Source organism: Streptomyces sp. NPDC004031 (assembly GCF_053604375.1).
Genome location: NZ_JBSGHL010000011.1, coordinates 15,744 through 38,412, shown reverse-complemented (window position 1 = coordinate 38,412; position 22,669 = coordinate 15,744). Strand labels below are relative to the sequence as shown.

Annotated in this window: 10 protein-coding genes; 4 read left to right on the top strand and 6 right to left on the bottom strand. The window is 71.6% G+C overall.

Annotation, left to right across the window (positions count from 1 at the left end; translation table 11 throughout):
- Positions 1–29: 29 nt before the first annotated feature.
- The 3 genes from ACWERV_RS09385 to ACWERV_RS09375 form a co-directional block, all read right to left on the bottom strand.
- Positions 30–1,472 (bottom strand): ricin-type beta-trefoil lectin domain protein, encoded by a 1,443-nt coding sequence (locus ACWERV_RS09385; RefSeq protein WP_452930726.1) that lies wholly within the window; start codon positions 1,470–1,472, stop codon positions 30–32.
- A gap of 229 nt (positions 1,473–1,701) precedes the next feature.
- Positions 1,702–6,000 (bottom strand): discoidin domain-containing protein, encoded by a 4,299-nt coding sequence (locus tag ACWERV_RS09380; RefSeq protein ID WP_452930723.1) that lies wholly within the window; start codon positions 5,998–6,000, stop codon positions 1,702–1,704.
- Between the two features lie 360 nt (positions 6,001–6,360).
- Positions 6,361–7,599, bottom strand: a complete 1,239-nt coding sequence (locus ACWERV_RS09375) for an FUSC family protein (protein ID WP_398180832.1) — start codon at positions 7,597–7,599, stop codon at positions 6,361–6,363.
- 477 nt (positions 7,600–8,076) lie between these two features.
- Between ACWERV_RS09375 and ACWERV_RS09370 the strand changes: the two genes are divergently transcribed.
- Both ACWERV_RS09370 and ACWERV_RS09365 read left to right on the top strand, forming a co-directional pair.
- A complete protein-coding gene (locus tag ACWERV_RS09370) occupies positions 8,077–10,176 on the top strand; it encodes a discoidin domain-containing protein (protein WP_452930971.1) in 2,100 nt (699 codons plus the stop codon).
- Between the two features lie 107 nt (positions 10,177–10,283).
- Complete coding sequence (locus ACWERV_RS09365) at positions 10,284–13,625, top strand: glycoside hydrolase family 3 C-terminal domain-containing protein (RefSeq protein WP_452930721.1); 3,342 nt, start codon at positions 10,284–10,286, stop codon at positions 13,623–13,625.
- Between the two features lie 146 nt (positions 13,626–13,771).
- Here ACWERV_RS09365 and ACWERV_RS09360 read toward each other — a convergent pair whose 3' ends face one another.
- The gene (locus ACWERV_RS09360) at positions 13,772–15,163 is read right to left on the bottom strand and encodes an NADP-dependent succinic semialdehyde dehydrogenase (protein ID WP_452930718.1); all 1,392 of its coding nucleotides are present in this window, start codon (positions 15,161–15,163) and stop codon (positions 13,772–13,774) included.
- 369 nt (positions 15,164–15,532) lie between these two features.
- Here ACWERV_RS09360 and ACWERV_RS09355 point away from each other — a divergent pair, with 369 nt between their 5' ends.
- Positions 15,533–17,035: a hydrolase gene (locus ACWERV_RS09355; protein WP_452930715.1), complete on the top strand. Its 1,503-nt coding sequence runs from the start codon at positions 15,533–15,535 to the stop codon at positions 17,033–17,035.
- A gap of 30 nt (positions 17,036–17,065) precedes the next feature.
- Here ACWERV_RS09355 and ACWERV_RS09350 read toward each other — a convergent pair whose 3' ends face one another.
- Positions 17,066–19,267 carry a SpoIIE family protein phosphatase gene (locus ACWERV_RS09350; RefSeq protein WP_452930712.1) on the bottom strand — a complete coding sequence of 734 codons (2,202 nt, stop codon included), beginning with the start codon at positions 19,265–19,267 and terminating at the stop codon, positions 17,066–17,068.
- Positions 19,268–19,357: 90 nt separating this feature from the next.
- Positions 19,358–19,627, bottom strand: coding sequence for a hypothetical protein (locus ACWERV_RS09345; protein ID WP_452930710.1), 270 nt, complete (start codon positions 19,625–19,627; stop codon positions 19,358–19,360).
- Positions 19,628–20,436: 809 nt separating this feature from the next.
- On the opposite strand from ACWERV_RS09345, the gene ACWERV_RS09340 reads away from it, so the two are divergent.
- Positions 20,437–22,623, top strand: a complete 2,187-nt coding sequence (locus ACWERV_RS09340; RefSeq protein WP_452930707.1) for a hypothetical protein — start codon at positions 20,437–20,439, stop codon at positions 22,621–22,623.
- Positions 22,624–22,669: the final 46 nt, after the last annotated feature.

Below are 22,669 nucleotides of genomic sequence, written 5' to 3'. Positions count from 1 at the left end.
GACGCCGGGCGTTCACCGCTGCCGTCCGGTCAGGAGGGCAGTGTCCACTGCTGGTTCGTGCTGCCGAAGCAGTCCCATATCTGGAGCCGGGTGCCGTTGGCGGAGCTGGGCCCGGTCGCGTCGAGGCAGCGGCCGGACTGCGGGTTGACCAGGGTGTTGCCCGAGCCCTTCTGCCACACCTGGGAGCCGGTGCCGTTGCAGTCCCACAGCTGGACCTTCGTGCCGTTGGCGGTGCCGGCCGAGGCGACGTCCATGCACTTGCCCAGCGCCCGCAGCGTGCTGTCGCTGCCGACCGTCCAGTTCTGCGCCGTCGTGCCGTTGCAGTCGTAGAGCTGCACAGCCGTGCCGTTGGCGGTGCCGGCCGCGGCGACGTCGACGCACTTGTTGGCGTAGCCGGAGCGGACCGGGCCGGTGGCGCCGGAGGGCGGCGGGGTGGTGCCGCCGCCGGTGCCGGTGATCGCGTTGAAGATGCTGGAGAACTGCCAGGCCGACTGCGGGGTGCCGCTGCAGTTGTCCTGCGCGGAGCCGCCGTTGGTGGCGCAGGCCTTGTCCCGGCCGAGCGACCAGAAGGTCAGCTCCTGGATGCCGTTGGCCTTGGCGAAGTTCTCCAGGTCCTGGGCGTCGGAGGTGCTGAAGATCTCGCTGGAGGTGTCGTTGACCCCGATCATCGGGGTGTTGCCCTCCATGGCCCACAGCTGGGCGGAGGACTTCGTCGTCCAGATCTGGCCGAGCTGGGTGTGCAGGCCCTGGGCGGCGCTGATGGCGGCGTTGCCCATGTCCATGGCCGACCCGTAGTCCATCGTCATGATGTTGACGAGGCTGACGTTCAGGTTGTGGCTCTTGGCGTTGTTCAGCAGGCTGATCGAGTTGGACTCCAGGCCGCTGGGCGAGACCGGCAGCGTGTACTGCACGTCCAGGCGCTTGCCCTGGGCGGCGTACTGCTGCTGGAGGTCGGCGAGCGCGGCGTTGCGCCGGTCGTTGGCGGTGGTGTTGTTGAGAGTGCTGCCCTCGATGTCGAGGTCGATCCGGGTGAGGTTCAGCCCGTCGATCACCCGCTTGTACTGGGCCTCCAGCGCGGAGACCGACGTACAGGCGAGGGCTTCCTCGGTGCCCGACGCGCCGCCGAAGGAGGCCATGACGTCGCCGCCGGCCGCCCGCAGGGTGTTGATCGCGGACGTCCAGCTCGCGTCGGTGATGGAGGTGTCGCCGTTGAAGGTGGCGTTGCAGCCGCCGCCGTCGATGACGAAGGCGAGCGTGAAGTACTTCAGGCCGGTGGCGTTGCGGACGGTCGTCAGGGCCGAGGGCGAGTTCCAGACCTCGGCGTAGGGGGCGGCGAACTGCGCGGGGAAGCCGGGGCCCGCGTTGGCCGCGGCCTGGGCGGTGCCGCCGGCGGCGAGCAGCAGGCCGGCGGCCAGCGCGGGGACTGCGGTGAGAGCGCCGAGCTGCTTGAGCCCGATGCGCGGTCTTTGCATGGGGGGAGGCCTTCCGTAGCGGACAGACCGCATCGTTCACATGGCGGAACGATGGACGCCGACCTGACTGTCGGCGCATCGGTGACCGTAGGACTAGACCAATACCCCGTCAAGACCCCGCGTTCACCAACTGAATACGAAACCCCGCTGTTGACCGACTGTCAGCAGGCATGGGCGGGTGCCCGTGTTCAGGATTCGAACACGGGCACCCGCGCTGGCCTGCGGAACCTCAGTTGGTGACGTTGATCGTGAAGGTGGTCGTGGTGTTCTGGATGTCCACGGCGTTGTCACTCTCGTGCAACCCGTTGATGGTCACCGACCCCACGGCCGGGCCCTGCCCGGGTTCCGGCTGCGGGTTGGCCCACAGACCGAAGCCGGACTTGGCGTCGAAGGCGTCACCGCTCTTGTGCGCCCCGGTCACCGACAGGTTGGTGATGACGGTGTCCTTGATGGGCTTGAGCGAGGTGCTGCCGTTCCACTTGGTCTGGAACATCACGCCCTGGTAGGTCGGGTCGGAGATGTCCACGTCGCTGATCCGCAGCCCCTGGAGGTCGAACTCCGCGGAGAAGATCCACAGTGCCGGGAAGGCCTGCTGGCCCCAGAAGTGGCCGCCGTCCCTGACCAGCGAGATGTTGGAGAAGTTGCTCGTCGGCGAGGCCTCGAAGCCGAGGGCCGGGATGCCGCCGAACTGGAGCGAGCCGATCGTGATGCCCGGGTAGGTCAGGCTGTCGGCGATGTAGAGGTTGCTGAAGGTGTTGCCACCGCCGCCGTAGACCGCCAGACCCGCGGCCCGCCACACCGTCTGCACGCTCAGGTTGCTGAAGGTGTTGCCGGTCTCCTGCTCGCTGTGATTGTCGATGGCCGGGAAGAGCGCGAAGCTGTCGTCACCGGTCGAGCGGGCCTCGGTGTTGGTCACCGTGTTGCCGGTCGAGCCGTTGGTGAGGTTCACACCGTCGGCGAAGGTGTCGCGGATCCGCAGGTTGCTGATCGTGGAGTTGTCGACGTTCGTCGCCCACACACCGCAGATCGTGTGCTCGATCCACAGGTTGTCGATCGTCAGGTTCGCGACACCGGTCAGGTCGAAGACCTTGCCGGGGCCGTCGATCCGGCTGGTGTAGTTGCCGAAGAACCCGAAGCCGGAGAAGCTCGATCCGCCCGAACCGGACTGGAGAGAGAAGCCGCCGTCGGTGTTCTCCTGGGTCTGCGGCGTGTAGAACCTGGTGAACCAGGGGCCCGCGCCGATGACCTTGACCGCCCGCCCGTAGACGGTGAACTTGTTGGCCGTGGAGTAGTCGCCGGCGGGCAGGTAGACACCGAGCTTGGTGGTGTCCTGCCGCGCGGTGTCCAGCGCGTTCTGCACGTCCTGCTGGGTGAAGCCGGCCGGCACGACGTACTTCGTCGGGTCGGGGTTGGCGACCGGGGTGGCCTGCTCCAGGTTGATGTAGTCGATGTTGTAGTACGAGGCCGTGTTGGCCGCGTCCTTCTCCAGCCGGATCTTGTGACCGGCCGCCACCGTGGTGCCGAGCAGCACGTTGGCCTCGTCGTAGATGTGCCGCGGGGCGCCGGAGCCGGCGGAGTTGCCCGGACTCGCCTCGTCGCCGTACAGCCACGCGAACTTCGAGGTCAGCGAGATCGTCTTGAGGAAGGTGCCGTCCACATAGACGTTGAGCGTCGTGGAGTCGGTGCCGTCGGGGATGTTGAAGCGGGTGACCAGGGTGTTGGTCGGGTTCCTGGTCGTCCACTCGACGTACTGGCCGTTGCCCGCCAGGTGCACCGCCTTGCGGCCGGAGGCCTCGCCCGCCGGGTCGCCGATGGTGCGGTTCGGCCCGAGCACGCTCGCGCCGCCGCCGGTGACGCCGTCCTCGGCCTCGTAGACGTCGTACGGCATGTTCGCGCCACGGCCGACGAAGAGCGACTGGGTGCTGGTGTTGTTGGCCTGCTTGATGGCCAGCTCGTTGGCGTCGGTGGCGATCACCGTCTTGACGGTGTACTTGCCGTTGACCGCCGTCCAGCTGCCCAGGCTCACCGGGCTGGTGGTGGCGCCGGGCGCGATCGCACCGCTGTAGGAACCGGTGAGGGTCTTCACCACGGCGCCGGAGGCGGCGTCCGCGATGGTCAGGGTGACGCCGTGGGCGCCGGAGGCGGCGGCGACGGTGCCCTGGTTCTTGATGGCGACCGAGAAGTTGACGTTGTTGCCCGCCGACGGGTTGCCCGGCGACCAGGCCACCGGGGAGGCGAGCAGGTCGGAGGTGTCGACCGGCTTGACCACCAGGGCGGTCGGGCTGGTGTAGGAGTTGTTGGTGTCGTTCTGCTCGACGACCGTGTTCGCCTCGTCCACCTTCGCCGTCAGCTGGTAGCTGCCGGCGTCCTTGGCGCCGATCGACGCGGACACCGTGGTGCTCGCGCCCGCGGCCAGCGCACCCACATTGGCGGTGCCGACCTTGACGGTGCCGAGGTAGAAGTTGACGTTGCTGGCCGGGGAGGCGTTGGTGCCGATGTTCTTGACCGTCGCGTTGAGCGTGATCGGGTCGGTCTCCACCGGGGCGGCGGGCGACGCGGTCAGGGCGCTCACGGTGAGGTCGGGGTTCGGGCCGGGGGTGCCGATGACCTGGAACTCGGCCGCCTGGCCGCCGCCCGCGCCGGAGTTGCTGCTGAAGACCAGCCGTACGTCCGCGACCCGGGCGGTCACCGGGATGGTGACGGTGTTGCCGCCGCTGGACGGGCTGAAGGAGTAGCTCTTGGGCGCGACGAGCTGGGTGAAGCCGCTCGCGCTCTGCTCACGGCCCTGGACCTCGATGGTCTGGGTGCGCGGGCCCCACGCGGAGCTGGGGTTGAGCTTGACCACCACCGAGCTGGTGTCCACGTTGGCGCCGAGCTGCACGGTGAGCGAGCTGGTGCCGGTGCCCTCCCAGTAGGTGTTCACGTCGTCGTCGTTCGCGTTCGCGGCGACGAAGTTCTGCACCGTGGAGGTCGCGGTGATCGGCTTGCCGACCGCCTGGTTGGTGCCGCCGGTGGGCGGGGTGGTGCCGGTACGGGTCACCGTGTTGCTGTTGCCCGACTCGTTGCCGGCCGCGTCGATCGCCCGCACGAAGTACGTGACGGTCGCGGTGTCCGGCTGGCTGTCGGTGTAGGTGAGGGTGCTGCCGCCGGTGGTGGCGATCTTGCTGCCGCCCGCGAAGACCTCGTAGCCGGTGACGGCGGTGTTGTCGCTCGCGGCGTTCCAGGTCAGCTTGATCTGGCCGGACGCGGGCTGGGTGTACGCCAGGCCGGTGGGGGCGCTCGGGGCCTGGGTGTCGCCGGAGGTGCCGGTGCGCGTGACGGTGTTGCTGGCCGCCGACTGGTTGCCGGCCGCGTCGCGGGCCTTCACGTAGTAGGCGACGGTGGCGGTGTCGGGCTGGCTGTCGGTGTACGTCAGCACGTTGCCGGCGACCGAGGTGCGCAGCTGGCCGTTGGCGTAGACGTCGTACGCGGTCACGCCGGTGTCGTCGGTCGCGGCGTTCCAGGTCAGCTTGACCTGGCCGGACGCGGGCTGGGTGTACGCCAGGCCGGACGGCGCGCTCGGCGCCTGGGTGTCGCCGGTGGCGGGGCCGTAGACCTCGAACTCCGAGATCTGGCCGGCCGGCCAGCCGGTGTTGCCGGTGATGTTCAGCCGGACGTAGCGGGTGGTGGCGGTGTTGAAGGTGATCGTCACCGTGTTGCCGCTCGACGGGTCGAACGTGTAGCCCTTGGACGCGGCGAGGTCGGAGAAGGTGTTGCCGTCCTGGCTGCCCTGGACGGCGAGCGTCTCGGTGCGGCTCGCCCACGCGGTGGCCGGCGGCAGCTTGAGCACCACGGTGTTGACCGGCACGGCCGAGCCGAGGTCGACGCGCAGCCACTGCGGGAAGGCGTTGTTGGTGCTCTCCCAGTAGGTGTTCGCGTTGCCGTCGACGGCGTTGCCCGAGCCGTACACGTCGGCGTGGCCGGACTCGGCGGTGGGCTTGTTCGCCGCGAGGTTGGCGCCCACCGCGGCGGCGGCGACCGTCATCTCGGACAGCTGCGCGGAGTCGGCGGCGGAGTTGGCGGAGACCTCGGCGCGCACGTACCGCGCCTTGGTGGCCGGGAAGTCGATGGTGACCGTGTTGTTCTTGTCGGGCGTGAACGTGTACGACTTGGACCCGACGATCGTGGAGAACAGCGTGCCGTCGTCGCTGGCCTGCAGCGACAGGGTCTGGGTGCGGGCCTTCCAGGAGGCGGGCACCTTCAGCTGCACCGTGTCGACCAGGCGCCCGGCGCCCAGGTTGACCTGCGCCCACTGCGGCGCCGCGGCGCTGACCGCGCCGCTCTGCCAGTAGGTGCTCTGGTCGCCGTCGTCGATCCGGTCGGCGGTGTTCTTGCCGCTGGTGCTGCTGGCCGCCGCGGCCTTGCCGGAGGCCAGGTCGGGGGCTGCCGCGGCCGCCACGGCCGGCAGCGCTGTGGTGCCGCCGAGCAGCAGCAGACTGCCGGAGACCACCCCCGCCATCAGCCGTGGTATCGAGCGCTTCGTTCTCATGACGTCCCTCTGTGGTGTGTGGGGGATCAGGGGGTTGGGAGGAGAACCGGGAGAAGAGCAGCCGAGAGGAGTCCAGACGATCTATTCGAAACGTGCGGGATGAACATCTGAAGTTGCGCTCATCTCATGCGTATCCATCGCCGTTCTGCTCATTATTTGCGTACGTGTTGGCAGAGTGTTACAGACGGGCTACGGCGGCGTCTACGCCCCGGACGGCAACGATTCGCTTGCGGACGGCGGGAGTTGGATCGCGCGCCCGCGCGGGGACGACGCGGGGACGGCGGGGCGGGGGCGGCCCGGTGACGGGAAGCGCTTGCCCGTACCGCCGGGGAGGCCCGGTCAGGGAGGGACCGCGACCGGCTACTTGAAGATCTTGCGCACGTCCGGTGCGTGCCGGTAGATGCCCGTGGCCGCCAGCCGGCGCTTGACCATGGCGATCCGCGGGTGCCGGTCGCTCGGCTCGCCGCCGATCCGGTCCAGCTCCTCCACCAGCCGCTCGGAGCGCTTCTCCAGCCCCAGCTCGTCCAGGATCCGGTCCACCTCGGCGAGCAGCGCGCCGTACAGCTGCCACTGCCGGGGGTGCTCCTGGACGCCGGCCAGCAGCAGCCGGGCGATGGTGTCGCGGCTCTCGGTGCTGTCGGAGAGCGCTTGCGCGAGGCGGTCCTCGGCCGCCTGGGCGTTGGCGGTGACCTGGCTGGTGATCAGCACCGCGAAGCTCTCGATGGCGTGCGCGATGTGGTCCATGAGCTGCTCCAGCTCGTCGGACACCTCGTCGGGGAAGAGATGCTCGGTGGTGCGGTGCTTGGCCAGATCCGTGAGGGTGCGGGAGAGCACGCGGAGCACGACCGCGCAGATCTCCAGGGTGTCGAGCCCGGTGCGCAGCACGATCCGGGACAGCGCGCCCTCGCGGACCCGGGGGTTCCACCGCAGGCTGTCCTCGGCCTGCCGCAGCGAGGCGTCCACCTCGGCGATGTCGTGGTCCAGCTGCCGCGCCTCGTGCAGCCGGGCGGCGGCCCGCTCGACCGGCAGGTGCCCGGCGACCTGGCCGCCGATGTCGCGGAAGAGGGCGCCCATCCGGCGGGCCATCGACTCGATGGACTCCCCCGCCGACTGCACCCACACCGGCGGCGCGAGCGCGTTGAACAGCAGTCCGACCACCGCGCCGATGAGCGTCTCGAAGACGCGGTCCCAGGCGGTGTTGGCGACCCGGGTCACGCCGAGGACCAGCATCGCCGAGATCGCCACCTCGATCTCGAAGTCGCCGGCCCGCACGAACCTGCCGATCAGCAGCGAGGTCACGATGATCAGGCCCAGGCTCCACCAGGTGAGCCCCACCAGCGCGCTGAAGCCGACGGCGACGAGCACCCCGGCGACGACGGCGTTGACGCGGCTGATCCCGGTGGTGAGCGTCGAGTACAGCGTCACCTGGACGACCAGCAGCGCGGTGAGCGGCGCGGTCAGCGGCGCCGGGTTGGGCAGCAGCCACACGGCCACCACGTAGGCGATGACGGCGGCCGCGGCGGACCGCAGGATCTGCACCGCCGCGGGCTCCGCCGTCCACCGGACGAGCTTGACGACGGGCTCGGGCACATCGGGCATCGCGGGCATCTGCGGCCTCCCCCGTTCCTGTCGGTCTGGTCCCGGCGCCGGGCGCCGGGTCACGTCAAGGCGCTTTCCGGCCCGTTTCCGGCGCCGGGGCGACGGCCCCAGCGTAGGGTCGGAAGCCGCCGCGGCGGCCGTACGGCACGTCCCGCTGCGCCGGGTTCACACCCCCGGCGCCACCGGCCGGGGGCCCGGGTGATCGCCCGTCAAGATCTTGCACACAGCGAGATGCCGCATAACGCGTCTATGCGGGCAAGGAGTTCGCTGATCGTTCGAATCTCGACGGCGACGTGGAACGTCGTGAAACAGCGGTACCAATCTCGTTCACTTTCTTGACGTGTCAGCAACAGCGCCGTAATCATCGCTGCCATCAGAGAGCGCTCTCACACGCACCCAGGAGACGCCGTGACCGGCAACCCCCCACCTCTGTCCAGACGCCTACCCCGCTCGCTCGTCTTCGCGTTCGTCGCCGCGATGCTCGCGGCGTTCGCCCTCGCGGTCACCCAGAGCCCGGCTCGGGCCGCGGGCACCCTGCTGTCGCAGGGCAAGACCGCGACCGCCTCCTCCACGGAGAACGCCGGCACCCCGGCCTCGGCCGCGGTGGACGGCAACACCGGCACCCGCTGGTCCTCCGCGGCCAGTGACCCGCAGTGGCTCCAGGTCGATCTCGGGGCCACCGACTCGATCAGCTCCGTCACCCTGAACTGGGAGACGGCCTACGCCAAGGCCTTCCAGATCCAGACCTCGGCCGACAGCACCAACTGGACGAACATCTACTCCACCACCACCGCGACCGGTGGCGTCCAGAACCTCACCGTAAACGGTTCCGGGCGCTATGTCCGGATCTACACGACGGCCCGCGCCACCCAGTACGGCGTGTCGCTGTGGGAGTTCCAGGTCTACGGCGCCACCGGCACCGGCAACGCCGCCTGCGGCACCGCGAACGCGGCGCTGCACAAGACGGCGACGGCCTCCTCGACCGAGAACGCCGGCACCCCCGCCTCCTCCGCGGTGGACGGCGACAACGGCACCCGCTGGTCCTCGGCGGCGGCCGACCCGCAGTGGATCCAGGTCGACCTCGGCTCGTCGCAGAACATCTGCGGCGTGCAGCTGAGCTGGGAGACCGCCTACGCCAAGGCCTACCAGATCCAGGTCTCGGCCGACGGCAGCAACTGGACCACCGCCTACTCCACCACGACAGGACCCGGCGCCACCGAGCTGATCAGCCTCACCGGCACCGGCCGCTACGTGCGGATGTACGGCACCCAGCGCGCCACGCAGTACGGCTACTCGCTGTGGGAGTTCCAGGTCTTCACCGGCGGCACCGGCAGCAACGGCGGCGCCAACGGGGGCGGTGACAACGGCGGCAGCACGGGCGGTACGACCCCGCCCGGCGACTCGAAGCTGCTGTCGTACAACAAGCCCGCCACCGCCTCGACCTACCAGGACGCCAACAGCTGCACCGGCTGCACCCCGTCCAAGGCCTTCGACGAGGACCCGGCGACCCGCTGGGCCACCAGCGACGTCAACGGCTGGGTCGACCCGGGCTGGATCGCGGTGGACCTCGGCGCGACCGCGCACATCACCCAGGTCGTCCTGCAGTGGGACCCGGCCTACGCGACGGCGTACCAGATCCAGACGTCCGCGGACGGCAACAACTGGACGTCCATCTACTCCACCACGACCGGCAAGGGCTTCAAGGAGACCCTGAACGTCGACGGCACCGGCCGCTACGTGCGGATGTACGGCACCGCGCGCAGCAACGGCTACGGCTACAGCCTGTGGACCTTCGACGTCTACGGCACCGGCGGCAACCCCACCCCGCCGCCCGCGCTGCCGCCGAACCCGGGCAACCCGGAGCACCTGGTGTGGAGCGACGAGTTCAACGGCGCGGCCGGCTCCAAGCCGGACACGAGCAAGTGGACCCAGGACACCGGCGGCGGCCAGAACGGCGAGCTGGAGTACTACACCAACGGCGACAACACCACGATGGACGGCAACGGCAACCTCGTCATCGAGGCCCGGAAGGAGAACGTCCAAGGTCACCAGTACACCTCGGGCCGGATCAACACCTCCGACCACTTCAACTTCACCTACGGGCACGTCGAGGCGCGGATCAAGGTGTCCGGCACGCAGGGCCTGTGGCCGGCGTTCTGGATGCTGGGGTCGAACTTCAAGACCGGCACGCCGTGGCCGAACTCCGGTGAGATCGACATCATGGAGCACGTCGGCAAGGTCCCGGACTCGGTCTACTCCACGCTGCACGCCCCGGCGTACAACGGCGGAAACGGCTACGGCCAGCCCTACCAGATCGCGGGCGGCGACTTCGCGAACGACTTCCACACCTACGCGGTGGACTGGGACTCCACCCACATGACCTTCTCGGTGGACGGGCACGCGTTCTTCACCGCCGACAAGGCCACGGTGGAATCGACCCGCGGCCCGTGGGTCTACGACCACCCGTTCTACATCATCCTCAACAACGCGGTGGGCGGTGACTGGCCGGGCGCGCCCGACGCCAGCACGGTCTTCCCGCAGAAGATGCTCGTCGACTACGTGCGCGTCTCGCAGTAGCCGCGCCACCCCGGGCCGCCCGGGTCCCGCCTCCCCGCGGGACCCGGGCGGCCTGCCCCACCCCCCACCTCCGACGGCCCCCACGCCGCGCGAGAGAGGCTTTCCCCATGCTGCACACCCCGTACAGCACTCCCCCACCGTCCGCCCGCAGAGGGCCGTCCGCCGCGCAGGCCCGGCTGGCCGCCCTCGTCGGTTTCGTCCTGGTCATGGCGCTGGCGCTGGTCGCGGCGCCGCGTATCGCGCACGCCGCCGACCCGGTCCTGCTCTCGCAGGGCAAGCCCGCGACCGCGTCCTCCGCCGAGAACGCCGGCACCCCCGCGTCGGCCGCGGTGGACGGCGACGACGGCACCCGCTGGTCCAGCGGCTTCACCGACCCGCAGTGGATCCAGGTGGACCTGGGCTCCAGCCAGCCCGTCAGCCGGGTGGACCTGCACTGGGAGACCGCCTACGCCAAGGCCTTCCAGATCCAGGTCAGCGCGGACGGCAGCGCGTGGACGAACGTGTACTCCACCACCACCGCGACGGGCGGCAACCAGTCGCTGAACGTGACCGGCACCGGCCGCTACGTCCGGGTGTACGGCACCCAGCGCGCCACCCAGTACGGCTACTCGCTGTGGGAGTTCCAGGTCTACGGCGGCAGCTCGGGCGGCGGCACCGGCGGCACCACCGGCGGGGGCGGCACCACGCCGGGCGCGTGCGGCAACTCCGGCGCGGCCACCGGCAAGCCGGCCACCGCCTCCTCCACGCAGGACGCCGGCACCTTCCCGGCGTCGGCGGCCTTCGACGGCAACGCCGGCACCCGCTGGTCCTCGGCGGCGTCCGACCCGCAGTGGATCCAGGTCGACCTCGGCTCGGCCCAGGACGTGTGCGGGGTGACGCTCAACTGGGAGGCCGCGTACGGCACGGCGTACCAGATCCAGACGTCCGCCGACGGCACCAACTGGAGCACCGCCTACTCCACCACCGCGGGCAAGGGCGGCGTGGAGACCCACGACTTCACCGCGCACACCCGCTACGTGCGGGTCTACGGCACCCAGCGCGCCACGCAGTGGGGCTACTCGCTGTGGGAGGTGCAGGTCCTCTCGCCCGGCGGTGGGGAGACCGAGCCGCCCGGCGGCGGCACGGGCGGTGACGGCGGCAACGGCGTGTGCCCGTGGGTGGGTTCGACCGCGCCGGTCGCCGACCGGGTGGCGCAGGTGCTGTCGCACATGACGCAGGCGCAGAAGCTGACGATGCTGCACGGCAACGGCCAGGCGTACCCGTACATCGGCAACACCGACCCGATCGCGTCGCTGTGCATCCCGGCGATGGGCTACCACGACGGGCCCAGCGGGGTCGGCGACGGCTTCGGCGGGGTGACGCAGCTGCCGTCCGCGGTGTCGTCCGCGGCGACCTGGGACACCGCGCTGCAGAAGAGCTACGGCACGGTGGCCGGCAACGAGTTCGCGGGCAAGGGCGTGGACGTGGCGCTCGGCCCGACGATGAACATCGTGCGCGACCCGCGCTGGGGCCGGGCCTTCGAGACGTACAGCGAGGACCCGTACCTGAGCGCCCAGATGGCGACCGCGAGCATCCAGGGCATGCAGAGCCAGGGTGTGATGGCGCAGGCCAAGCATGTCGCCGTCTACAACCAGGAGACCAACCGCAACGGGCCGGCCGACAACGCGATCGTCGACCAGCGCACGCTGCACGAGATCTACCTGCCGGCCTTCCAGGCGGCGGTGAGCAAGGGCGCCTCGGCGTCGGTGATGTGCGCCTACTCGACCGTCAACGGCGTGTACGCGTGCCAGAACGCCGACCTGCTGAAGAAGGGCCTCTACCAGGAGGCGGGCTTCAACGGCTTCGTCACCAGCGACTGGGGCGGCGCGCACTCGACGGTGGACGCGGCCAACAACGGCATGACGGTGGAGATGCCGGGCGGCTACTTCTACGCCGACTTCCTGGCGCAGGCGGTGGCCGCCGGGCAGGTCAGCCAGGCGACGCTGGACACGATGGTCACCCGGGTGCTGACGCAGATGTTCGCCTTCGGGATCTTCGAGAAGCACAAGACCGGCAACCGCGACTCGGTCGTGACCAGCGCGGCGCACCAGACCACCGCGCGGCAGGTCGCCGAGCAGGGCTCGGTGCTGCTGAAGAACGACGGCAACGTGCTGCCGCTGGCGGGCGCCAACGCCACCTCGATCGCGGTCATCGGCCCGGACGGCGGCGCGGGCGTGCGCAGCGTCGGCGGCGGCAGCGCCACCTCGACCAGTTCGGGCACGGTCGCGCCGATCGACGCGATCAAGAAGCGGGCCGGCACGGGCGCCTCGGTGACGTACAACGACGGCACGGACGTCAACGCGGCCGTGACCGCGGCGCGGGCGGCGAAGGTGGCGGTCGTGTGCGTCGGCTACGGCGAGAACGAGGGCACCGACCAGGCGAACATCGACCTGCCGAACAACCAGAACGCGCTGGTGCAGCAGGTCGCCGCGGCCAACCCCAACACGATCGTCGTCCTCAACACCGGCTCGGCGGTCACCATGCCGTGGCTCGGCCAGGTCAAGGGCGTCGTGGAGGAGTGGTACGCGGGCCAGGAGGTCGGCAACTCGCTGGCGGCGCTGCTGTTCGGCGACGTCAACCCGTCCGGCAAGCTGCCGGTGACCTTCCCCGCCTCACTGAACGACGTGCCGGCGCACACCGCGGCGCAGTGGCCGGGCCAGGGCAACGTGCAGTACAGCGAGGGCCTGAAGGTCGGCTACCGCTGGTACGACGCGCAGAACATCGCACCGCTCTTCCCGTTCGGCTTCGGCCTGTCCTACACCTCGTTCTCCTTCTCGGGGCTCCAGGTGGGCGCGCTGGACGGCAGCGGCAACGCGACGGTCAGCGCGACCGTCACCAACACCGGCAGCCGGGCGGGCGCCGAGATCGCCCAGCTCTACGTCGGCGACCCGGCCTCCACGGGCGAGCCCGCCAAGCAGCTCAAGGGCTTCTCGCGGGTGGACCTCCAGCCGGGGGCGAGCGCGAAGGTGACGTTCACAGTGAGCGCGCACGACCTGGCGTACTGGAACACCTCGTCGTCGTCCTGGACGACGGCGGCGGGCGCGTACCAGATCATGGTCGGCGACTCGTCGCGGAACCTGCCGCTGACGGGGACGCTGAACGTGGCGACCGCGATGAGCGCGAAGACGGTCGACGCGGCGGCCACCGCCAAGGCGTCGGTGACCGTGGCCAACCCGGCGGGCATGAGCGGCCCGAAGGGCACCGCGGTACGGCTGCCGGTCACGGCGGCCTCGTCCACGGGCGCGGCGCTGTCCTTCGACGCGGTGGGCCTGCCCGCGGGACTGGTGATCGGCAAGGACGGCGTGATCTCCGGGACGCCGACCGCGAAGGGCACCAGCACGGTGAGCGTGACGGCCTCGGACGGCAAGGGCGCGGCGGACACCGCGACCTTCGTCTGGACGGTCACCTGACCGCCTGACCCCGGCCGGGGCCCGAGGGCGGGCCCCGGCCGGTTGTGAAGATCCGGAGTACGTACCGCAGGATTCTGCCTCCCCATGGGTGAAACCGATGCCCCATGGGGAGGCAGATGTACATGACAAGACGGGGCCGGGCGGGCTCAGCGGCCGAACCACACGGTCGTGACGTTGCAGAACTCGCGGATCCCGTGCCCGGACAGCTCGCGCCCGTAGCCGGAGCGCTTGACGCCACCGAACGGGAAGGCCGGGTGCGAGGCGGTCATCCCGTTGAAGAAGACCCCGCCGGCCTCCAGGTCACGGACGAAACGGCGCTGCTCGGCCTCGTCGCGCGTCCAGACGTTGGAGCTGAGCCCGAACGGCGTGTCGTTGGCCAGCGCCACGGCCGCGTCCAGGTCGGGCACCCGGTAGAGAGTCGCCACCGGCCCGAAGGCCTCCTCGCGGTGGATGCGCATCGCCTCCGTCACCCCGGACAGCACCGTGGGCTCGTAGAACCAGCCGTCCGGCTGCGCCTCGGGGCGGCGGGCCCCGCACAGCGCCTCGGCGCCCCGCGCCAGCGCGTCGTCGACCAGCTCCTCCAGATCGGTCCGGCCCTGCTCGGTGGCCAGCGGGCCGACGTCCGTGGACAGGCTCGTCGGATCGCCGACGCGCAGCGCGCTCATGGCGCGGGTGAAGCGCTCGGCGAAGCGGTCGTGGACGTCGGCGTGCACGATGAAACGCTTGGCGGCGATGCAGGACTGGCCGTTGTTCTGCACCCGGGCGGTCACCGCGACCTCCACCGCGCGGTCCACGTCGGCGGACGGCATGACCACGAAGGGGTCGCTGCCGCCCAGCTCCAGCACCGTCTTCTTGACCTCGTCGCCCGCCACCGAGGCGACCGCGCGCCCGGCGCCCTCGCTGCCGGTCAGGGTCGCGGCGGCCACCCGCGGGTCGCGCAGCACCGCCTCGATCGCGCCCGAGCCGACCAGCAGCGTCTGGAAGCAGCCCGCGGGGAAGCCCGCGCGGTGGAAGAGGTCGCCCAGGTAGAGGGCGGTCTGCGGCACGTTGGAGGCGTGCTTGAGCAGCCCGGTGTTGCCCGCCATGAGCGCGGGGGCGGCGAACCTGACCACCTGCCAGAGCGGGAAGTTCCACGGCATCACCGCGAGCACCACGCCCAGCGGGCGGTAGCGGACGTACGCGCGGCTCCCGCCGCTGTCGGCGACGTCGGCGGTGTCCGGGTGCTCGTCGGCGAGCAGCGCCTCGGCGTGCCCGGCGTACCAGCGCATCGCCTTGGCGCACTTGGCCGCCTCGGCGCGGGCCGCGGCCAGCGTCTTGCCCATCTCCAGCGTCATGATGCGGGCGATGTCGTCCTGCTCCTTGTCGAGCAGGTCGGCCGCCGCGCGCAGCAGCCCGGCCCGGTGGGCGAACCCGGTCGTCCGCCACTCCCGGAAGGTCTCGTACGCGGTGGCGATCCGCTGCTCGACCCCGGCCGCGTCCAGGGCGTCGAAGGTACGGACCGTCTCCCCTGTCGCGGGGTTCACGGTGGCGATCGGCATGCTGCTCCTCCTCCTCCTGCCGCGGGCCTGACCGGGCGGGCGCGGCGAGCGGGCGCCCACCAGGCGCGGGTACCCGCGCGGAGGCGGTCCATGCGGCGGTGCCGCCATCCTTCCCGCTGCCGCCGCCCGCCACTCCCGGCCGGGCCCGAGCGGCGGCCGACGGCACCCGCCCGGCGCAACCGGGCGGCCCGCCGGTCGCCCGTGCGGGTGAATCGCCCACGGTCTGCCTGCGGCGGCGGGGAGCCGACCGGCAGCGTTCATTCACCGGTAACGCACGCCACATCAGTCACCACATCTACGCGCGCAGAATCTCTTCCGCAGCTCGCCCCCCGCACCCCCACCCACCGCCCCCCACCTGGAGGTTGACGGATGCCCGGCACACGTAACCCCAACCCGCGCCGCAGGGCGGCGCTCGCCGCGACCGCGTTCCTGGGCGCCGCCGCCCTGGCCGCGGCCGGTGTCGCCACCGGCAGCGCGCAGGCCGCACCGGACAGCGCGGCGCCCGCCGCCGCGACCACGCACCGGGTGCTGTTCGACAACACCAAGGCGGAGACGGCGGGCAACGCCGACTGGATCATCAGCACCAGCCAGCCCGACCCGCTCGGCCAGAACGGCTCGCCCGGCAAGGAGACCGACTGGACCGGCGCGCTGTCCTCGTGGGGTGTGGCCCTGCAGAAGGCCGGCGGCTACAGCCTCGCGACCCTGCCGTCCGGCCGCACCATCACCTACGGCAACAGCAGCAACGCGCAGGACCTGAGCAACTTCGACACCTTCGTGCTGCCCGAGCCCAACGTGAAGCTCACCGCCGCGGAGAAGACCGCGGTCATGAACTTCGTCAAGAACGGCGGCGGGCTGTTCCTGATCTCCGACCACAACAACAGCGACCGCAACAACGACGGCTGCGACTCGCCCTGCGTCATCAGCGACCTGCTGACGAACAACGGCGTCGACAACACCGACCCGTTCGGCTTCACCGTCGACAAGCTCGACATCAGCACCGACAACCCGCGGGCGGTCAGCAACGCCTCCGACCCCGTGCTGCACGGCCCGTTCGGCACGGTGACCGGCAGCATCCTGCGCGACGGCACCACCTTCACGCTCAACCCGTCCGACAACTCCGCGGTCAAGGGCCTGCTCTACCGGACCGGCTACTCCGGCAACACCGGTGCCTTCTTCGCCACCAGCACCTTCGGCAGCGGCCGGGTGGCGATCTGGGGCGACAGCTCCCCCGTGGACGACGGCACCGGCCAGTCCGGCAACACCCTCTACGACGGCTGGAACGATCCCGCGGGCACCGACGCGGCACTCGCGCTCAACGCCACGGCGTGGCTGTCCGGCTCCGGCGGCACCACGACCGCCCCGCCGACCACTCCCCCGACCACGCCTCCGACCGGCGGCGGCACCTGCACCTCCCGCCAGCTGCTGGCCAACCCCGGCTTCGAGTCGGGCGCCTCGTCGTGGTCGGCGTCCAGCGGTGTGATCAACAACGACAGCGGCGAGGCGGCGCACAGCGGCTCGTACAAGGCCTGGCTCGACGGCTACGGCACCGCGACCACCGACACGCTCTCCCAGTCGGCCGCCATCCCGGCGGGCTGCTCCGCACAGCTGAGCTTCTACCTGCACATCGACACCGCCGAGACCGGCAGCACCGCCTACGACACGCTCACGGCCCAGGTGCTCAACTCCTCGGGCACCGTACTGAGCACGCTCGCGACGTACACCAACGTCCAGGCGGCGTCCGGCTTCACGCAGCGCTCCTTCGACCTGAGCGCCTACGCGGGCCAGACGGTCACGGTGAAGTTCACCGGGACCGAGGGCTCCAAGCTCCAGACGTCCTTCGTCATCGACGACACCGCGCTCACCGTGAGCTGAGCGGAACCGCGCCACCCGCGGCCCGGACGGTCAGCCGCCGTCCGGGCCGCGCCCGTCCCGCTCCCCGGTCCCGGACTCCTCCGCCGTCCGGTCCGCCGCCAGATCCTCCGCGGGGCCGAACTCGCACCACACGGCCTTGCCGTCGCCGCGCGGCTCGACGCCCCAGCGGACGGACAGCGCGTCGATCATCAGCAGCCCGCGGCCGGACGTCGCCGCCTCGCCCGGCGAGCGGCGGCGCGGCCATGTGCTGGAGCGGTCCTGCACCGTCAGCCGGATCCGGCGCACCGGCTCCGGCAGCACCTCCAGCGTCAGCACCGCGCCGCCCTCGGTGTGCAGCAGGACGTTCACCAGCAGCTCGCCGGCCGCCAGCTCCACGTCGTCGGCCAGGTCGGACATCCGCCACCCGGCGAGCGTCTGGCGCAGCGCCCCGCGCGCCTCGGCCAGCCCCTCCGGGTCGGCCTGGTGGACGTAGGAGTGCATCCGCGGCGCCAGGCCCGTGCCCGGGTCGGGGTCACGGCGCACCACCAGCAGCGCCACGTCGTCCTGCGAGCCCCAGCGCTCCCACAGGTTGCCCGCGAGGTGGTCGGCGAGCCCGTCGGCGTCCTGCGGCCCGTCCCGTACGGCCTCGGCCAGCACGTCCATGCCGACCGTGATCTCCTGGCCGCGCTCCTCGACGAGTCCGTCGGTGCAGAACACCAGCGTCTCGCCGGGCACGAGGTCGAGCCGGGTCTCGGGGAACTCGTGCATGTCCACGGCCGTGGCCACGCCCAGCGGCAGGCCGCCGCGCACATTGGGCCAGCCGGTGCGGCCGTCGGTGTGCCGTATCAGCGGGCCGAGGTGCCCGGCGCGCACCGCGCGCACCGCGCCGGTCGCGAGGTCCAGCTCGGCGTAGCTGCACGTCGCGAAGCGCTCGGTGTCCAGCTCGGCGAGGAAGCGGGAGGCGCGGGCCAGCACGGTCGCGGGCGCGTGACCCTCGGCGGCGTACGCGCGCAGCGCGATCCGCAGCTGGCCCATGACGGCGGCGGCGTGCGTGTCGTGCCCCTGGACGTCGCCGACGACCAGGCCGACGCGGTTCTGCGGCAGCGCCACCACGTCGTACCAGTCACCGCCGACCTCCCGGCCGCGGGAGGCCGCGTGGTAGCGGACCGCGATGCCGACGCCGTCGAAGCGCGGGATGTCGCGCGGCAGCATCGCGGACTGCAGCCCGGTGGCGAACTCCCGCTCGCGGTCGAAGAGCATCGCGCGCTGCAGGGACTGCGCCACGATCGCGGCGAGCGACGCGTACAGCTCGCGGTCGTCGTGGCCGAACTCCCGCTCCTCGCGGTAGAACAGCCCGAGGGCGCCGATCGAGCGGCCCTGCGCGATGAGCGGCAGGAACGCCGCGGAGGCCATCCCGGAGGCGGCGAAGTAGGCACGCGCGGCCGGGAAGCGCTCTGCCAGCTTGTCCAGGGACGACGCGAAGCGCGAGCGCATCGTCATCACCACGTCGTCCAGCGGCAGCGACCCGTCCGAGCGCCGCACGGCGAGTTCGCCGGTCCACGCGTTCGGCCCGCCGGTGGTGCCGAGGACCCGCAGGTTGCCGCCCTCGACGAGGGCCAGCAGCATCGCGTCGGCGCCGAACCGCTCCAGCCCGCCCGCGCCGGTGACGACCGCGGTGACGTCCTCGACCGTCACCGCCCGGGACAGCGCCTCGGTGGTCAGCCGCACCACCGGGGCCAGGCTCTGCCGCACACCGTCCGCGGCCCGGCTCGCGGGCATCTCGGTCGCCTGCACGTCGGGGGTCTGGGCCAGCTCGTCGGTCGCGTCCCGGACGATGCCCACGATGCGGTAGGCGTTGCCGCGGCTGTCCCGCAGGATCGTGCCCTGGGTGTGCGTCCACTGCTTGGCGCCGTCCCGCCGGGTGATCTGGAAGTAGCCGCCGTAGCTGCGCAGGCCCGACTGGAGCGCGCGGCGCAGCGCGTAGTCCACCCGGGCGCCCTCCTCGGGCGCGACCCGCAGCACGAGGGACTCCGGGCGGGAGTCGTACTCGCCGGGCCGCAGGTCGAAGACCTCCAGAGCGGCGTCGTCCAGTTCGAAGACGCCGCGGTCCAGATCCCAGTCGAAGCTGCCCATGCCGTTCAGGGCGAGCCGCTCCCCGAGGCCGATCTCCGACTCCGGGGGCCGGTCCGCCTCGACGACGGGTCCGACCCGGGGGTCGTACCCGCTGCGGGCCGGCGGCTTGCTTTCGCTCACGCACTCTCCGGGGAGCTCGTATCTGCGATGAACCTCGGTTGTCCATTATGCCCCGAATGCGGTGTTGTGTTCGAACGCGGGCGACCCGGATCAGGCGGGCGGGGGCGCGGGGGCGGGCGGCGCCGCCTGGGCGGTCGGGGCCTCCGTAGCCCTCGGTGCCGTCGGGGCCGTCGGAGCCGTCGGAGCCACGAAGGCGAGGGAGACCAGGCCCGGCGGGGCGCCGAGACGGGCGGGCGGACCGACCGCGGGGAAGCGGTCGACCAGCGCGTCGAAGACGCGGTACGCGCTCGCCGCGTCACCCGCCGTGACCACCACGTGCACCAGGCCAGGCTCCCGCAGGCACTCCCAGTCCTTCCGCAACCTTCCGCTCCTCCCGCCGGGGTCTCTTCCGCCGGGAGGGACCACGGGGACGGGGGCGCAGTTGCAGCCGGGGGCGGCATTCACCCCCACGGGGGCGCGCGCGGGGCGCGTCAGGGGGCGCGCGGGATACGGACCGGGGGGCGCGGACGGCATGGGCGCGCGGGGGCCGGGTACGCGAAGGGCGACCGGAACGCAACTTATGGAGCTTGCGATGACCACACCCTTCCCTGACACCTATCCGCCGGTACCGACGCCGCCCGAGGAACCGGTGCCGGGTCCCGACCCGACGCCGACCCCCGAGCCGCATCCGGTTCCGGGGCCCGTACCGACCCCGCCGTCACCGACACCGCCGGCCCCCGTGCCGCCGACGCCCGAGCCGACCCCGCAGCCGGGACCGCCGCCGATCGACTGATCGGTGCGGCCGGCCCTCCGGAAAAGCGGGTGATGGCGGACCCGTTCGTCCCCGGGAAACCGCCGGAGCCGCACCGCGCCCGCATGCTCGTGTCGAATCTGCAATCGAACGCTTCACCCGTTCGTGTGATCTTCGAAAATACAATCGACCATTCATCATTCAGGTCGATAATCCGCATGTATCGCGAGCATGACATCCCATAACACCGCAGGTGAGCGTGCCGCGCCCGGAAAATCCCCCGCAGGGACGTTTCCGCGCCTGCCGACGATCTCCGCAGGACGGTCACAATTCCTCCGCGCGATGATCCACCATGGGTCCCCGGACATACGGCCGGAAAAGTGCCGTTGCGAGTGGGAGTGCGCCGATGGGGAATCGGCGGCTGCCGGGGGAGAAATTCATGGGCAGAAGTGTGCGTGCCGCGGCGGTCGCGACCGCCGCGGCACTGGTCGGCCTGGTGCTCGCGCCGTCGGCGGCGCGGGCGGCGGCCGTCACCCCGCGGGTGGACCTGCGGGTGCTGGTGGTGGACGACGGGGGACCGGCCACCGCCGCGGTGACCGCGGAACTGGACGGCGCGGGGACCCCGTACACCACGGTGGACCTCACGGCGCCGGGACGCCCGGTGATCACCGCGGGTTTCCTGAGCGACACCGTCTCCGGGCGCCCGCGGGCGAAGTTCCAGGCCGTGGTGCTGCCGAACGAGAACCCCTTCGGGGCGGGCTCGGCCGAGATGGCGGCGCTCGCCGCGTACGAGACGGCGTACGGCGTACGGCAGGTGGACGCGTACACGTACGCCTCCCCCGCGGTCGGGCTGGACTACGCGCAGAACGGCGGCTACATCGGCCAGCTCGACGGCATCCAGGGGCAGGTGACCGCCCAGGGCGCCGCCGGTGACTTCGGCTACCTCAGGGGCGCGGTGCCCTTCGAGGACAACGACCCCTACCAGGCGGAGAGTTACGGCTACCTGGCCGCGCCGCTGACCGACCAGGCCGCGGGGGCGTCCTTCACCACGCTGGTGGACGCGCCCGTTCCCGGCAGCACCCGGCGCGGGGTGCTGGTGGGGCAGTACACCCACGACGGGCGCAGCGAGCTGGTGCTGCCGTTCGTCTACAACCAGTACCAGCAGCAGTTCCGGCTGCTGGCGCGCGGCATCGTGGAGTGGATGACGCAGGGCGTCCACCTCGGCGCCGACCGCAACTACTTCGAGGTGCAGGTCGACGACGTCTTCCTGGCCGACGACCGGTGGAACCCCACCCTCAACTGCACCCCGGGCGACGTCGACTGCCCGATCGGCACCGGCGGGGACGACAACCCGATCCGGATGACCGCGGACGACGCCGCCTACGCCGAACAGTGGTCGGCCGCGCACGGCTTCACCTTCGACTTCGTCTTCAACGGCGGCGGCAGCGAGGACTGGAAGTCCGACCACGACACGGCCACCGACCCGCTCGCGACCCGGCTGCTGGCCGACAAGAAGTCCTACCGCTGGGTCAACCACACCTATCTGCACCCCTTCCTGGGCTGCGTCCAGGACGTCACCGTGGTGCCGTGGCGCTGCGCGACGACCGCGAGCGGCGCCACCCAGTGGGTGAGCAGGGCCGACATCACCGCCGCCGTCAAGGACAACCGCGCCTGGGCCGCCGCCCACGGGCTCTCCCTGGACGACGACGAGCTGGTGACCGGCGAGCACTCCGGCCTGAAGGTGCTGCCGCAGCAGCCCGCCGACAACCCCAACCTCGCCCCGGCGCTCAGCTCGCTCGGCGTGAAGTACCTCGCGAGCGACAACTCCCGGGAGCCCGACCAGCGGACGGTCGGCCCCGCGGTCACCGTGCCGCGCTTCCCGATGAACGTCTTCTACAACGCCGGCACGGCGCAGGAGGAGACCGACGAGTACAACTGGATCTACACCAGCGCGGCCCAGGGCGGCAGCGGCGCGTGCACCACGTCCGGCAACTCCACCTGCCTGCCCGCCCCGCTGGACCCGGCGACCGGCTACACCTCGTACATCGTGCCGCTGGAGGCACGCATCGACCTCGGGCACGTGCTCGGCAACAACCCGCGCCCGCACTTCGTCCACCAGTCCAACCTCGCCGAGGACCGCATCGCCTACCCGGTGCTGGAGCGCGTCCTCGGCGACTACGCGGGCCTGTTCGCCGCCTCCACCCCGGCGGTCAACCTGCGCACCGCGGACATCGCCACCGAGCTGCAGCGCCGGGCCGCGTGGAGCGCGGCGTGGAAGGGCGGCAAGGTGACCGCCTACCGGATCGGCGGCACCGTCACCGTGAGCGCGCCCTCCGGGGTCCAGATCGACGCGACGATGCCGGCCGGCACCCGGCAGTCCCAACTGCTGGGCTCCACCGCCTTCGGCACCGCGTACGCGGGCCGCGTCTCCGGCTGGGCAACGCCGGGGCTCCTCCAGAGCGCGGTGACGCTCGCGCTGCCCGCGGCCGCCGTGCCCGCCGCCGCCGCCGCGGCGTCCGCGCCGGGCACACCCGCCCGGCTCGCCGCCCCCGCCGGACGGCTGCCGGTGCCGCGCGGCGTCACGGACGCGGTGCCCGCAGGACCGGGCGACAGCGCCCGCGACTGACCGACCGGCTGACAGACCGACCGGCTGACCGGCCGCACGGCTGGGC

Bases quoted from the DNA above. Each gene is read 5' to 3' on its own strand.
- ACWERV_RS09385 (WP_452930726.1), bottom strand. From the start codon at position 1,472: ATGCAAAGACCGCGCATCGGGCTCAAGCAGCTCGGCGCTCTCACCGCA.
- ACWERV_RS09380 (WP_452930723.1), bottom strand. From the start codon at position 6,000: ATGAGAACGAAGCGCTCGATACCACGGCTGATGGCGGGGGTGGTCTCC.
- ACWERV_RS09375 (WP_398180832.1), bottom strand. From the start codon at position 7,599: ATGCCCGATGTGCCCGAGCCCGTCGTCAAGCTCGTCCGGTGGACGGCG.
- ACWERV_RS09370 (WP_452930971.1), top strand. From the start codon at position 8,077: ATGCTCGCGGCGTTCGCCCTCGCGGTCACCCAGAGCCCGGCTCGGGCC.
- ACWERV_RS09365 (WP_452930721.1), top strand. From the start codon at position 10,284: ATGCTGCACACCCCGTACAGCACTCCCCCACCGTCCGCCCGCAGAGGG.
- ACWERV_RS09360 (WP_452930718.1), bottom strand. From the start codon at position 15,163: ATGCCGATCGCCACCGTGAACCCCGCGACAGGGGAGACGGTCCGTACC.
- ACWERV_RS09355 (WP_452930715.1), top strand. From the start codon at position 15,533: ATGCCCGGCACACGTAACCCCAACCCGCGCCGCAGGGCGGCGCTCGCC.
- ACWERV_RS09340 (WP_452930707.1), top strand. From the start codon at position 20,437: ATGGGCAGAAGTGTGCGTGCCGCGGCGGTCGCGACCGCCGCGGCACTG.